This window comes from Kitasatospora sp. MBT66 (genome assembly GCF_000710405.2).
Taxonomy (GTDB): Bacteria; Actinomycetota; Actinomycetes; order Streptomycetales; family Streptomycetaceae; genus Kitasatospora; species Kitasatospora purpeofusca.
This window is the reverse complement of the sequence record NZ_JAIY01000022.1, coordinates 36026-49568: the sequence shown is the minus strand read 5'-3', so window position 1 is coordinate 49568 and position 13543 is coordinate 36026. Positions and strand designations below refer to the sequence as shown.

The 13543-nt window shown below is 71.2% G+C and carries 14 protein-coding genes; 5 read left to right on the top strand and 9 right to left on the bottom strand.

Features of this window, described 5'->3' with window-relative positions; all coding sequences use genetic code 11:
• Window positions 1–13 precede the first annotated feature (13 nt).
• The 3 genes from BI06_RS43380 to BI06_RS54975 form a co-directional block, all read right to left on the bottom strand.
• Window positions 14–910 (bottom strand): hypothetical protein, encoded by an 897-nt coding sequence (locus BI06_RS43380; RefSeq protein ID WP_043478144.1) that lies wholly within the window; start codon window positions 908–910, stop codon window positions 14–16.
• Window positions 907–2379, bottom strand: a complete 1473-nt coding sequence (locus BI06_RS43375; protein ID WP_043478141.1) for an MBL fold metallo-hydrolase — start codon at window positions 2377–2379, stop codon at window positions 907–909. Before BI06_RS43375 ends, BI06_RS43380 begins: the two co-directional genes overlap by 4 nt.
• A gap of 87 nt (window positions 2380–2466) precedes the next feature.
• The gene (locus BI06_RS54975) at window positions 2467–2595 is read right to left on the bottom strand and encodes a hypothetical protein (RefSeq protein WP_255360327.1); all 129 of its coding nucleotides are present in this window, start codon (window positions 2593–2595) and stop codon (window positions 2467–2469) included.
• A gap of 200 nt (window positions 2596–2795) precedes the next feature.
• On the opposite strand from BI06_RS54975, the gene BI06_RS43370 reads away from it, so the two are divergent.
• On the top strand, window positions 2796–3914 hold the full coding sequence (locus BI06_RS43370; RefSeq protein ID WP_051743014.1) for a helix-turn-helix transcriptional regulator: 1119 nt from the start codon (window positions 2796–2798) through the stop codon (window positions 3912–3914).
• 26 nt (window positions 3915–3940) lie between these two features.
• On the opposite strand, the gene BI06_RS52065 is transcribed toward BI06_RS43370, so the two are convergent.
• Window positions 3941–4153 carry a hypothetical protein gene (locus BI06_RS52065; protein ID WP_043463480.1) on the bottom strand — a complete coding sequence of 71 codons (213 nt, stop codon included), beginning with the start codon at window positions 4151–4153 and terminating at the stop codon, window positions 3941–3943.
• Between the two features lie 276 nt (window positions 4154–4429).
• Here BI06_RS52065 and BI06_RS43360 point away from each other — a divergent pair, with 276 nt between their 5' ends.
• From BI06_RS43360 to BI06_RS43345, 4 genes are all read left to right on the top strand, one after another.
• Entirely contained in the window at window positions 4430–5542 is a 1113-nt protein-coding gene (locus BI06_RS43360) for a DUF6192 family protein (RefSeq protein ID WP_043464028.1), read from the top strand.
• Window positions 5543–5545: 3 nt separating this feature from the next.
• Window positions 5546–5974 (top strand): hypothetical protein, encoded by a 429-nt coding sequence (locus tag BI06_RS43355; RefSeq protein WP_043463477.1) that lies wholly within the window; start codon window positions 5546–5548, stop codon window positions 5972–5974.
• A gap of 74 nt (window positions 5975–6048) precedes the next feature.
• Window positions 6049–6900, top strand: coding sequence for an IS5 family transposase (locus BI06_RS43350; protein ID WP_043463473.1), 852 nt, complete (start codon window positions 6049–6051; stop codon window positions 6898–6900).
• Between the two features lie 182 nt (window positions 6901–7082).
• Window positions 7083–7487 (top strand): hypothetical protein, encoded by a 405-nt coding sequence (locus BI06_RS43345; protein WP_043463470.1) that lies wholly within the window; start codon window positions 7083–7085, stop codon window positions 7485–7487.
• A 271-nt stretch (window positions 7488–7758) separates the two neighbouring features.
• On the opposite strand, the gene BI06_RS43340 is transcribed toward BI06_RS43345, so the two are convergent.
• The 5 genes from BI06_RS43340 to BI06_RS43320 all read right to left on the bottom strand — a co-directional run bounded on the left by BI06_RS43340 (window position 7759) and on the right by BI06_RS43320 (window position 13142).
• Window positions 7759–8577, bottom strand: a complete 819-nt coding sequence (locus tag BI06_RS43340) for an alpha/beta hydrolase (protein WP_043478138.1) — start codon at window positions 8575–8577, stop codon at window positions 7759–7761.
• 436 nt (window positions 8578–9013) lie between these two features.
• Complete coding sequence (locus tag BI06_RS43335; RefSeq protein WP_043478135.1) at window positions 9014–9364, bottom strand: IS3 family transposase; 351 nt, start codon at window positions 9362–9364, stop codon at window positions 9014–9016.
• A 331-nt stretch (window positions 9365–9695) separates the two neighbouring features.
• Complete coding sequence (locus tag BI06_RS43330) at window positions 9696–10499, bottom strand: DnaB-like helicase C-terminal domain-containing protein (RefSeq protein WP_043478132.1); 804 nt, start codon at window positions 10497–10499, stop codon at window positions 9696–9698.
• Window positions 10500–10649: 150 nt separating this feature from the next.
• A complete protein-coding gene (locus tag BI06_RS43325) occupies window positions 10650–11468 on the bottom strand; it encodes a DnaB-like helicase C-terminal domain-containing protein (protein WP_043478129.1) in 819 nt (272 codons plus the stop codon).
• Window positions 11469–11690: 222 nt separating this feature from the next.
• Window positions 11691–13142 carry a hypothetical protein gene (locus tag BI06_RS43320; RefSeq protein ID WP_043478126.1) on the bottom strand — a complete coding sequence of 484 codons (1452 nt, stop codon included), beginning with the start codon at window positions 13140–13142 and terminating at the stop codon, window positions 11691–11693.
• Window positions 13143–13543: the final 401 nt, after the last annotated feature.

Below are 13543 nucleotides of genomic sequence, written 5' to 3'. Positions count from 1 at the left end.
GGGCCTTCGGCGTTCACCGGTCCAGGCCGTGCAGGCTCTCCAAGCCGGTGGCCGCCGTGTACGCGCGCAGGGCGTTCTTCAGCGAACTGGCCGTCCAGTTGCCGCCCCGGGCGGCGGTGGCGTCCAGGTACAGGCCCAGTACCCGGGCCGGGTCGAGATCGTGCCCGGCCTGGCGCAGGACGGCGGGCAGGGTGACCAGGTCGATCAGCCCGGTCACGTCCGGGCGCACGCTCTCCACGTCGAGCACCACCAGCTCGCCGTCCGGGCGCCTGCGCAGGTGCTCGGGCTTGAGGTCGAGGTGGCCCAGCGGCACCAGGTCGGGGCCGTAGGCGTCCAAGTGTGCGGCCAGCACCTCGCCGTACGCGGACGGGTCGGTGATCCAGGCCGGGGCAGGAGCGCCGTGCAGGGCCGCGAGGGTGAAGCCGGCCATCGCCTCGGCGGCCTCGCCGGGCAGCCGCAGCGAGGCCGTGTGGACGGCGGCGACCCGCTCCGCCAGCACGGCGGGCATCTGGGCCCCGGTCCAGTCGGCGGGCTCGGGCAGGTACTCCAGCAGCAGCGAGCGCGACTGGTCGGCCTCCGCGTACAGCCGGGCGACCGGCGCGGTGTCGGCCAGCAGCGCGTACGCCAACGTCTCCCCGGCGTACGCGGCCGGATCGGCGTGGAGCTTGAGCACCAGCGAGCTCTCCCGCGGCGGGCGGTGCACCGCGAACACTGCGGCGGTGTACCGGGCGCTGACCACGCTGACCCTGCCGTTCACGCCAGGGTGGTCGGCGGCGAGCACCCGGCGGGCGAGCACGAGCAGGTCGACGGGGTCGACGGGCATCGGGGTGGCCAGCCACCCGGGCGGGCGGATGCGGGCCAGCCCGGTCAGCGCCTGGGCGGCCGTGGCCGGCGCCGGGGCGGTGCTCATCGGGCTCCCGCCGGGGCGGTGATGCCGGAGGCCAGGTTCACGTAGGACAGGGCGGCGAGGTCGGGGCGCTGGTGCTCGCCGTAGATGCCGAAGAAGGCGTAGACGAGGCTGTCGAGGGGGCGGCCGATGTGCCAGCACTCCATCGCGCCGCCGGCCACGTCCCACACCTGCAGCCGTCCCTGGAGCAGGGCGAGGTAGTCCTGGAAGAACATCTCCGCGCCGAACGGGTAGGCGGCCATCGCCTCCTCCCGGCCGGTCGCCTCGACCTGGACGAAGTCGGCGCTGGTGACGTCCCAGCCGAACTGCAGGAGTTCGCCGCCCGGGCCGTCCTTGAGCCGCAGCACCGCGCGGTGGGGGCCGAGCGGGCCGGAGAGGTACTCGTGGATGCTGCACGCCAGCATGCCGGTGCCGGTGGCCAGCAGCTCGCGGCCCAGCCGCGGCAGTTCCGCCCTCACGACGGCGAGGGCCCCGTCCTGGTCGGCGGGCGGTTCGGCGAGCGGGACCAGCTGGACGGTGCCGGGGTCGGCGAGGAACGCGGCGTGGGCGATGAGCGCCTCGTACTCGAAGTCGTCGTCGATCCGCACCCAGCCGACCTGATCGGACGTCACCTTCTCGGCCGGCGAGGCGGGGACGGTCAGCCGCTCGCCCGGGCGCGGGCCGTGGGCCCGGAACAGGTTCTGCAGGCCGTTGGCGGCTTCGGCCATCTTCGGGTGGTCGGAGTAGAGGAACGGGCCGTGCGGGCTGCCCGGGGGCAGGAAGCCGTTGCCGCACAGCGCCACGTCCCTCACACCGTCGAGCGGGGCGAGGACTTCGAGCAGCAGCTGGTTGAGGACGCTCAGGCCGGTCTTGTGCCGGGTGCCGTCGACGCCGGGCAGCAGGTTGACCGAGGAGGCAGGCATGCCGGGCGGCACGATCTGCGAGTTGTTGGAGACCACCGCCATCCGCGGTACGGGCTGGGCGCCCTCGGCGACCTGCTGCAGGTACAGGTCGGAGGGGTCGGCGTCGACCGCGATGAACACGGCCGGGCCGTCGCCGACCTGCACGCAGGGCTGGACGACGCGGTCCTCCCAGAACAGCGTCTGGGCGCCGGCCGGGTAGAGGATGACGCGCAGGTCACCCAGCTCGATCGGGGTGGTGTGGTCGACCCGGCGCACGGTGAACCCGAGCCTCACGATCGCCTCTTCGACCGGGGCGGGCAGCAACGGCCCGGTGTAGACGGGCACGCTGCGGTCCAGCAGGTCCAGGGAGGGCAGGTGGAAGTGGTCGAGGTGCTCGTGGGTGAGCACGACGGCGTCCGGGCGGGGCATCAGGCCGGCGTCGATCCGGCGCGGCGGCCACACCCGGCACTCGGCCCGGCCGGGCAGGCCGAACGCCTCGGTAAGGACGGGGTCGATCAGGACGCGGTGGCCGCCGCCCTGGACCAGCCAGGTCTGGTGGCCCAGGAACGTCAGCTCCAGGCGGGTGTCCACAGCTTTGCCTCCTCGATGTTCGGTACTGGGGCTGGAGGGCCCGGGAGGGCAGGACGGCCCCAGCCGTCCCGCCCTCCCGGAGATCACTCAGTGGTGGTAGGTGTGCGGGGCCGCGGCCAGCGCACCGGTGCCGACGAGCCGGTTGACCTTGGCCTGGAGCGCGGCGACCTTCTTCGGGTCGAGCGTGACGGCCGGGGTCTTCGCGGTGGTCTTCATGGCGTCCTCCTTGCGTAGAGGGGGTGTTGGGGACTCGGCCGGGCGGGCCGGTCCGGTGCTCACAGTTCACCGCCGGGCGGGGCCCGGGTCGAGGCCGGATCACCGGACGCTTCACCGGACACCGTGACGGGTAGGTACCGGCCTCTCGCTGACGGTGGTCATGATGGCTACCGTGGTGGTCCTGGATTCCGGGGGTGCCCATGCCCGAACACGCCGTCGCCAACTGGCGCCTCGTCGCCGCCCGCGTCGAGCGCGGCTGGCACACCCAGGAGGACTTCGCCGCCGCGTACGACGACAAGGCCCGCGAGCTGCGCGAGCAGGCCCGGATCTCGGTGCGGCAGGTGAGGCGGTGGGAGTCGGGCGAGTCGACCTGGCCCAACCGCGACGCGAGGCGCGTCCTGGAGGCGATGTTCGGCTGCCCGCTTGAGGACCTCGGCTTTCGACGGCCCGCCCGGACCACGCGGCGGCGCCCGGGCGAGAGCGAAGAGAAGCTGGAGGGGTGCGACGTGCGCCGACGGACGTTCCTGGGCTTGGCGGGCGCCGCCCCGATGCTCGACCTTGACGCCCTGGACCACCTCACCGACGCCGCCCACGGCGCCCGTCGGCACGGCGGGGGCGAACTCCTCGGCCACCTGCGGACCGCGCTGGACGACGCCGCCCGCGCCGACGGCCTGGCCGGCCCGCACGAGGCGCTGCCCACCGTGCTGGGCATCCTCACGGGGATCAACTCCGCCGCCCGCACCGCCGCCCCCGGCCTGCGGCGCGAACTGCTGATCCTCGGAGCCCGGGGCGCCGAACTGGCCGCCTGGCTGCACCGCGACGCCGGCGCCCCCGAGCGGGCCGTCGCGTACTGGCACCACCAGGCGAAGGAGTGGGCGACGCTGACCGGCGACGGCGCGATGCACGCCTACGTCCTGCTCCGCCAGGCCCAGGCCACCGACCGCACCGACCCGGCCCGGATGCTCGACCTCGCCCGCGCCGCCACCACCGGCCCCTGGACCCTGCCACCGAGACCGCGCGCGGAAGCGTTCCAGCAGCAGGCCCGGGCGCTGGCCCTCATCGGTGCCCGCGTCGAGGAGGTGGCCCGCACGTTGGAGCGGGCGCACGACGCGCTCGGCCAGGCCACCCCCGCGAGCGGGCCCGCCACCTGCACCGGCCCGCTCGGCGACGGCTACACCGACCAGCGGCTGATGGTGCAGAGCGCGATCTGCTACCGCGAAGCCGGCCAGAGCGAACGGGCCGTCAGCCTCTTCGGCCAGCACCTGGCCACCGGCGTGTTCGCGCCCCGCGATCGCGCGTTCTTCAGTACCTGTGTCTGAACCCCCCTTTTGGGTAGCCTGGAGCCCTAACCTGGGCTGGTGTCCGAGGGCAGCGGGCCGGTTGGCGAGCGGAAGTGCGAGGGCTGCGGCGTACGGCTGAGGCCGGGGTCGCGGCCCAGCGCGGTGTACTGCTCGACCACGTGTCGTGCCAGGCAGTGGCGGGTGGACCAGCGACTGCGGAAGCGGGTGGCGGCCGAGATCAGCGGCGCCGGCCGGGTGAACTGCCCGGAGTGCGACACCTGGTGGGTGGCCGGGGTGGATCGGCGTTCGAACGCCGTCTACTGCTCGCGGCGGTGCGTGATGAGGGCCTGGCGGGCCCGACACGAACCGTTCGGCGAACGGTCACAGTGACCGTTGAACGAACGGCATAAGTGTTACTAAACGGTCAATTCCGTTCATCCGCAGGTTTTTGTTGTGATCATCACATCTCGGGCCGGACTCTGCTGCACGGAAGCGGGCCGGTCCCGTCGCGGCCAACGGCCGCGTCCGGTCTGCGAGTTGGTGGTGTGATCCACATGGCTCAGGAGATCGCGGAGAAGGTCGGCTGCGTCAGCGCCAGCCGATACGAGGAGATCGTCGCCGAGCTGCGAAAGCTGGTCGAGACGACCACCCGCGCGCAGTTCACGATCGGCGACTACGCGCTGGAGATCGAGCCGATGCGCCAGCCGGGCGGCTCGGCGCCGGCGGACGAGCTGTTCTCCGTCGAGAAGTCGCTGGTCAGGGTGGCCGACGACATCGGCCTGTCCTACTCGCAGGTCAAGCGCGCGAGGTGGACCGCGTCCAGGTGGCCCCAGGAGCGCCGGCAGCGCGGCGTCTCACACACGGTCCACGAGATCCTGGCCGGGATCGCGGACGAGCAGGAGCGGTTCGAGACGATCCTCAACCCGCCGCAGCCGCGGGGGAAGTGGACGCCGGACGAGGCCAAGCGCCGGGTCGGCCGGCAGGTCGAGCGCCCGGTCACGCCGGAGGAGAAGGTCCGCGCGATCCACACCCTGGCCGCGTCGGAGGAGGTCGCGGCGAAGGTGACCGGCGACCTGCTGCGGCGGCCCGAGGTGATGGCCCAGGTCGAGCCGAAGGACAAGGTGCGGGCGGTCGAGGAGCTGACCCGCGACGACCAGGTCGCCGCCGCGGTTGCGCCGTCGTTCCTGCGGCGGCCGGAGGTGGTCGCCCGGGTCGCCCCGGCCGAGAAGGTGAAGGTGGTCGAGGAGCTGACCCGCGACGACCACGTGGCGGCGGAGGTGACCACCGGGCTGCTGCGGCGACCGGACGTCGCGGCCCGCGCGATGGCCGACGACACCGCCCGCCACCAGGTCAACCATGCGCAGGTCGAGCGCGGCCGCCAGGCCCGCGAGCACTTCGAGCAGACCAACCCCGTCGCGCCGGCGATCCGCCAGATCGATCGGACGGTGGAGTTCCTCGACCTGGTCACCGCCTGCCACGCCTTCGTCGCCGCGGCCGGCCGGGTCGTCCCCGGCCTGCGCGACCGGCAGCTCAGCGACGACGAGAAGGCCGTGATCAGGGAGAACTGCGCGCGGGTGAAGGCCACGCTCGACTGGGTCGAGACCGCGGTCGACACCGGCAAGGTCGACATGGACGGCGAGCTCGCCCGCCTCCTCCAGGGTGAGTAGGCGATGCCACGCGCTTCCAAGCGCAGGTCGCCCTCTGCCGAACGGCACGCCGACACCGTCCGCAAGGTGCTGTTCGAGGCCCGGCCGGCCGGGCTGGCCTTCGACCAGCTGAGCCGGGCCTCGTCGCTGAGCCCGAGCCAGGTTCGGGCGGGGCTGGCCTGCCTGCGCGACATCATCGCCGAGCGGGGCTGGCCGCCGCTGATCTGGAGCCGGGCGGACGGCTACAAGTTCTGCTCGGACCCGACCGAGCTGCAGGCTTACGAGGTCGCGGTGATCCGCGAGAAGCTCACCGAGTTCCGCCGGTTCATCACCGGAGTTGTCGCCCCGCATGCCGTTCTGCAACCGAAGGGGCGGTGGGTCAAGCACCTGGTCACCCAGCTCAACTCGGTGGAATCCACGCTCGAAATGATCGCGGACTACAGCGACGTCTGACCGTCACCGATCCTCCGGGCCCGGCCGCCTTCGGCGGCCGGGCCCGCCAACTGCCTGTCTCTGAAGGGGAGTCCGTGCGCCGCCGCTGCTATCCGTCGGACACCTTCGACGACGAGTGGGCCCTGATCGAACCGCTGCTGCCCACCCCGGCCTGCGAGACGAAGGCCGGCGGGCGCCCGGAGAAGCACCCGCGGCGCGAGATCGTGGACGCGATCCGCTACGTCGTCGACGCCGGCTGCAAGTGGCGCGCGCTCCCGAAGGACTTCCCGCCCTGGCGGACCTGCTACGGGTTCATGGCCCGCTGGGCCGCGGCCGGCGTGATCGGGCGGATCCGCGACCAGCTGCGCGAGCGGGTCCGCCGCGACATGGGCCGGGCCCCCGGAGCGGTCGCCACCATCATCGACTCGCAGTCGGTGAAGGCCGCCGAGACCGTCGGCCGCGACTCGCGCGGCTACGACGCGGCCAAGAAAATCAACGGCAGGAAGCGGCACCTGGTCGTGGACACCAAGGGCCTGCCGCTGTTCGTCATGGTCACCCCGGCCGACATCACCGACCGCGACGCCGCGAAGGAAGTGCTGTTCCGGCTGCGGCTGATGCACCCCGAGATCACCATCGTCTGGGCCGACTCCGCCTATGCCGGACAGCTCGTGACCTGGGCGAAGAAGTACCTGAACCTCACGATCAAGACGGTCAGCCGGCCCAAGGACGCCAAGGGGTTCGTCGTCCTGCCCCGGCGCTGGGTGGTCGAGAGGTCCCACGCCTGGATCATGCACGCCCGCCGACACGCCCGCGACTACGAACGTCTCGTCCAGCACTCCGAATCGCTGATCACCTGGGCCGCGATCACCATCATGACCAGGCGCATCACCCAGCGGCAGTCCCGGCGCAAGGGCCAGCCGGAGCCCCGCGAAGCCCAGCGGGACTGATCGTTCTCGGAGTCGGTCCGCCGACCGACCCCCTGACCACCCGAAGAACCGGCCAGACCCACTCTCCCACGGCCCCCGATGGCCCGTCAGCGGATTCGCCAGCGCCACGGCCGGCACCTGGCTGATGATGTGATCCATCCGGCGCCGAGGGTGAACCGGCCGGCCGGGGGAAGGGACCGCGCATGGAGATGATCAGCGGCACCGGCCTGGGCGGCCATCCCTGGCCCGAGCTGATGCCCGACCGCCGCCCGGTCCTGGTCGTCCCCGCCGCACCCGGCCGCCTCCTGGTCCTCGAAGACGGCTGGGCCGACCGCGACACCGCCACCCCGGAGCTGACCGCCGGCCCCGACCCGGCCTGGTCCGCCGTCCTGGACGACCACCGGCTGACGATCCACCGTCCCGGCGGCCTGACCTGGTTCGACGGCGACATCGCCGCCACCCGCGAGTGGCGCCGCCAGGTCCGCGAGCACCGCACCCTGCTGCTGATCACCGGACCGTTCACCAGCGTCTTCGACTTCCGGACCACCGCCGCGGCCGGCCAGCTCTTCCTCCTCACGACGCCGATCCGGCTCGCCAGCGGTATCTGATCCGAGGGTCCTGTTCGATTCCTGGCCCGGCAGAACGCTTCGCACACCCTCGGAAACAGGTACTCACCGCGCAGTACTCCGGCGCCCTGGTCGCGGCCGGTGAGCCGGACCAGGCCGCCCTGGCCGCGATAGAGTCCCTCACCCTCGCCGCCGGCGCCCGGTTCGGGCAGGCTCTCGCCGAGCTCCACCGCACCGCCGCCGACCTCGCGCCGTACGCCCAGCGTCCGGTCGTACGGGAGTTCCGGCAGCGCCTGGGCGAGCTGGCGGCGGTCTAACCCAGGAAGGCGCTGACCTTCCCGATCACCTCGCGCTGCCACGTCTGCGACTTGGGGTGCAGGTACGTGGGGTCGTCGTGGACGGCGAAGCCGTGCTGGGCGCCGTCCAGCTCCACCAGCTCCACCGGCCCGCCGAACATCGACCGGTGCCGACGGGACGACTCGACGGGCACGAAGGTGTCCGCGGTGCCGTGCACCATCAGCACCGGCGCCCGCACCCCGGCCAGAATGCTCGGGGTGTCCAGGTAGAAGACCTCGTTCAGCAAGGCCCGGTTCAGCTCGAACGGCGACTTCTCGGTGAAGCCCTGCTCCTCCAGCCGCACCGCCATCTCCCCGGACAGGTAGTCGTCCGACCAGCCCGGCCGGGAGGTGACGTACCGCTCCTTGTAGTCCAGCCTCGGGTTCAGCAGCACCAGCTTGTCGACCTCGTCAGGCCGGTGGGCGGCGTGCAGCGCGGCGGCGCCGCCGGAGAACGAGGCGGCGATCACGTGCACCGGGCCCTGGCGGCCGGTCTCCGCGAGCAGGTGATCGCTGGCCGCGCGGATGTCGTTGGTCACCGAGGCGATCGTCAGCTCCGACTCGCGCCCGCCGCTCACTCCGTGCGCCCGCAGGTCGAACCGCAGACTGGTCACCCCGGAGGCGGCGAGGCCGATGGCCAGGCGCGTGAAGAAGCCGCCCTCCTCCCGGGTCACCCCCGACCCGTGGACCAGCACCGCCGTCCCCACCGCCGTCCCCACCGGCGTCTTCGCCGAGCAGATGGTGCCGAACAACGCGGTACCGTCCAGGGACCGAAACGCCGTCTCGTGATCGACCATAAGCAGATGGTAGCCACCCTGCGGGGGCGGCGGGGGCAAGGACGGCTACAGGCCGACGGACACTTTCAAGATCACGTCATGGCCCCTTTTGCACGTACCTTGGCTGGACCCCAGGGACGGTGACGACTCCGAGACGGTCAGGACCCTCAACCCGGCTCGGGGATGCCCAAGGGGAACCTGAACGATTCGGATGGAACGATCACTCGCAGGTCAAACCACCTGATCTGGGGTATTCCAGGCTTCCACCGTGGTCAAGTTCCCCGTGGGGACTCGTGACCGCGACCCTGGCCAATTCCGTGACCACGAAGCCTCAGAAGTGGGGGAAATCGCTGACCGTTCACACACTTGTAGAAGCTGGAGCTGGCCACCTCCAAAACCTGGCACAACCGCTTCACGCCGTAGGCGCTGTGGTGGTCCTCAATGAACTGGCAGCGGGTCACCAGGTCATCTCGGAGGCGAAAAACTTCGTCGCCTTCCGCAGAATGTCCCGCTCCGTGGCCAGCTTCTCGTTCTCCTTGCGGACCTGGGCCAGTTGCTTGCGCAGGGCCTCGTTCTCCGCCCGCAGCTCGTCGGAGGTCGGCTCGGGTCCCGGCTTCTTGTCGTTCATGTTCCTGCTCGTCGTGCCGGCCGGCCCCCGGCGGGCCTGCTCGGCTTGCACCCAGCTTCGCAGCGTCCCCCGCGCGACCCCCAGATCCCTGCCCACCCCCTCGAAGGTGTGGTCCGGGTCCGACAGGTACAGCGCGACGGCGTCAGCCTTGAACTGCGGCGAGTACACCCTCATCACCATAAGAGATTCCTCCTCCCCGGTCCTGACCAGGACCGGGATCGAAGGTGTCCACCCATCGGGGACAGGTCCCCCGCATCCAGAACCCAGGTCCAGACGTCTCCCGGACGGCCGTAGGCCAGGTGACGGGTGGCCTACGCGCGCGCCTGGGCGAGGCTGGCGGCCACGATCAGCGGACCGGCCCGAAGTTCGTGGCGGGCTCGGCGTTCGGCGAGGGTCTGGCTGCTGGTGGCCTCGCGCGCGAGAGGCTCCCGCCGCCCGGCCGTAGTCGGCCGGGCGGCGGTGGCCGGTCAGGCCGGGATGACGAGCAGCCGTCGGGGCCAGTCGTGCCGTGTCAGAGTTCCGGTCCGCCTTCAAGGGCGGTGCTGGCGAAGCGGCCGTACCAGCCGTCGAAGAGCAGGTCGCAGGACTTCCCGGTGTGTCCGTCCTCGGACTTCTCGACGGTGACCGTGATGCGGCGTCGCGGGGCGGTTCCGTTGTTGCGGAGCATGAGAACGGTGTCCGCGATCCTCCAGGCGCCGGCCGGGATGTTCTCGGCCTTCGGGTTCTCGTCGACGAACGGGTGCTGGAGGTGTGTGGCCAGCAGGAGGGTGATGCCGTACTCCTCCGCGATGGCGGGCAGCTGGGCGGCAACGGCGGCCAGCGCCTCCTCGGAAACGTCGCGGTGGATCCCGTCGGCGAGGGCGGAGTAGTAGTCGAGTACCACCACACCCGGGGTCCAGCCCTCGGAGATCATGCGCTTGAGCAGGACGCGCAGCCGGGCGGGCTCCACCGACTCGTCGCCAGCGGTGAGGATCCGTGCACCGGCGATGTGGTCGGACGCGCCTTTGAGCAGGTCGAGGTGATGGTCGGTGGAGCCGGCGCCGGAGAGGGCACGGATAGGGATCAGGCACTCCGCCGCGATCAGCCGCTGGTGGACGAAGCGGCCGTCGGTCTCCGCGCTGATGATTCCGGCGCCCCGCCCGAAGATCAGTGCGGCGCGGGCGGCGATGGTGTGGGTGAAGAACGACTTGCCGGTGCTGGCGGGGCCGGCGACCACGACCACCTGTCCGGCTTTGAGCGTGAGCAGTTCGTTGATCTCGGGCCAGGCCGTGTTGAAGGGCTGGGTCTTGCGCTGCGGCAGTGCGGTGTCGTTCACGGCGTCGTCCTGATTCTGGTCGTCGGTCGGTCACGGCTAGATCGCCTTCTGCGGGGCGATCAAGGCCCCGCCCGCCTCCGTGGAAGCGGGCGGGACCTTCAGGCGCCCTGAGGGGCGTTCAGGGCCGTTCTCGGGCGCAATGCTGGAACGTCAGGAGTTGGGCAGATCAACGAACCGGTGGTACTCGGGTTCGAAGCGGACGGCTGTGGTTCCGTTGGACGGCCAGCCGTGGGCGGCGAGCAGGTCAACCTGCCCGGCGCGGCTGGGAGCGTTTCCGTGCCGGTCGGGGCGGTGGAGCAGGATCACGGCGTCGGCCGCCTCCAGCACGTGCGGGTCGTAAAAGTCGGCGACCGCGGGCGGAACGGTGTCCTTGCCGGCCTCGGATCGCAAGTGCGCGGCCAGCAGCACGGGCACATCGAGTTCGCGGGCGAGGCGTGTGAAGTCATGGACGGTCTGTCCCTCGGTCTCCTCGCGGTAGGAGGCGAGGGCGAGATCGTCGATGAGGACCAGTCCGAGCGGGTGGCGGTCGTTCAGATGCCGGATGCGGCGGCGGATTCCGTCTGGCGTGTTCGTGTTGGCTGTCCCTTGGATCGGGTTCCAGATGTGCAGCTCGACCTGGTCGAGGGCCTGGCCCGCCTTGCGCACCCGGGCCCGCCGTCCGGCGTTCACGGTCTCGGACCGGTCCATGTTCACGCCGGCCAATGCGGCCAGCACGTTGCGCCGGAGCTGGCTGTCGGTGACCTGCGTGGTCACGAAAGCTACGGCGTGCCCGGCGAGCGCGCTGTTCAGCGCGGTGGTCACCAGGAAGGCCGTGGAGCCGGCGGATGCGCGGCCGCCGACTACAACAAGGCGGCCGGGAGGCAGCGGACCGGTGAGCTCGTCCAGGTCAGCCAGGCCGGTACGAACGCCTTGCTCGGCGTCGGGACCGACCTCGCCGAGTCGGTTTTCCTCGCTGGTGGTCTGCGACATGGACGTTCACTCCTTGGCGAGGTCGGGCTTCGACTTGCGGGTCTTCGTCCGACGAAGGATTGCGCAGCGTCGGCCCTCATGTACGGCGAAGCGGTCGAACAGCCCCCTGCCGTGCGATCTCGACCCCGCGCACCGGATCGAGCGCGGAAGGGGAAGGTGATCGCCACAGGGGTGCGCAGGCCGTTCTCGGCGATCCCTCGCCCCAGCCTCTGAACGGGCCAGTCACTGGGCACCTTCGGGACCGAAACCCGCCGCCGCGAAGGCCCGGGCCACCTCTGCGAGTTCGGCCGGGTCAATCGGCCCCAGCTCCAGCTCGGTGCGGCAGTCGGCGCACAGGCCATCAGCCGGCCCCGTACCGTACGAGTTGTAGCCGCAGCCGTCGGTGACGCACCACCACTTCACCGGCCCCTCACCCTGGCCGCCCGACTGCGGCGGGATCGCACCGCCACCCGAACGCCGGGACCGGCGGAAGTCCGCCTGTCGCTCCGGGCAGATCCGGCAGGGCATCTTCGTGTCGATGTCCGTTCCGTCCTCGCACCGCGGGTGCGAGCACTCAGGCGCCTTCAGCAGCTCCACCGCGATCCCGACACCGGAACGCAGCTGCTCACCGGCCATCGCGCTGCGGCACTTCTCCTCCCAGCGGTGCTGGATCCACCGCCGCCCGATCCGGTTCACCAGCTGCTCCGGCGTGCGCTCGCGCAGCTGCTCCCGGACCAGGTCGCCGAGCGGCTTGGCCGGCACCTTGACGGGCAGCGGCCGTTCGACGAGCTGGCGCAGGTCGGCGGGCAGCGCGTCTACCACGGTCCGGAACGCGGCAGCGGTGCTTTTGTCCATCCGGGCGGGGCTGGCCTTTTGGGGCGCGGCGGAGCCGCTTCGCATCGCGCGCGCGCTACTACCTGTAGATGCCCTACGGGCGTCAGGGGCGCTAACGCGCCCAACGGGCGCAGCGTCATTCGTGTTGTTAGTGGTTGCTGTAGTTACACACCCCATTTCGGGGGTCACGTGTACCCCGGTTTCGGGGGTCACGTCTCCCCCCGTTTCGGGGTATACGCCCTGACCTGCGGTTTCGTCTGATTTAACGTGTCCACCGTCCTGGTCGCCCGCCGCGCCGTCCTGTCCCCCCGTTTCGGGGGAAGCGTGGTGACCTGCTGTTTTGTTGGATTTAACCGCGCGGGCGGCGGCAGCGGTGGTCCGCTCGGCCTCCAGCACCGGGCCCAGCGTCGCGTAGAACTCGCCGAGGGTCAGCGGGCCGGCGGCGTAGCCGGGTGGAGGGTTGCGCCGCAGCCGGTAGACGTTGCGTTTCTGCGGGCCGCTGCTGTCCGGCACGGAGACCACGATCACCGCGCCGATCGCCACCAGCTCCTTGAGGAACGGGTCGATCTTGTCGCCGCGCGAGTACTGCATCAGGTACGCCAGGGCGTCCTTCGACGGCCAGACGTACCGGTCCCCCCGCTTGAGGTTCAGGTGCATCGCCATGAACCAGTACAGGGCCATCGCCCGCGGACTGACGCCGGACAGCGCCACCCAGGAACCGAGCTGGGCGAACGGGAGCTCGTCCTCAGCCTCGATCTCGAACGTCCCCTCCTCCTGCTCGGCCTCACGGACCTGCTCCAGCAGCTTCGCCATCCACGCGGGGATGACGACCTGGGCGAGCTTCGGCTTCTCCAGACTCATCGGGTCACCGCCGATCCGGTGACGACGGCCAGGAGCAGCCCGGCCTGGGCGGCCGGGCGGTAGGAGGGCGGGCGCTGATCATGGGTGTGGTTCTGCATGCCCATAGAGGCCGGAAATCCGAGCTCGGTGTGACCCTTGTCGAGCGGAATTGCATCTGATGCGGAGTGACGTGTGTCACGGCACGCCAGGGCGAGGCCCGAGCACGACGGCGAGGATGGGGCGGCCGGGGTTAGCCGGCTGCGCCGCAGGGTGGCGGTGGTCAAGGGGGTGGCTCTCTTTCCCGCTGTCGCCAGTCCGTCGGTGTCAGGCGATCCCCGGCCGGGCGAGAGGACATGTCCCTCTCGCCCAGACCTAGACCTAACTGGTAACGTCGGACCGAAGACAGCTGAATACGTAGTTAG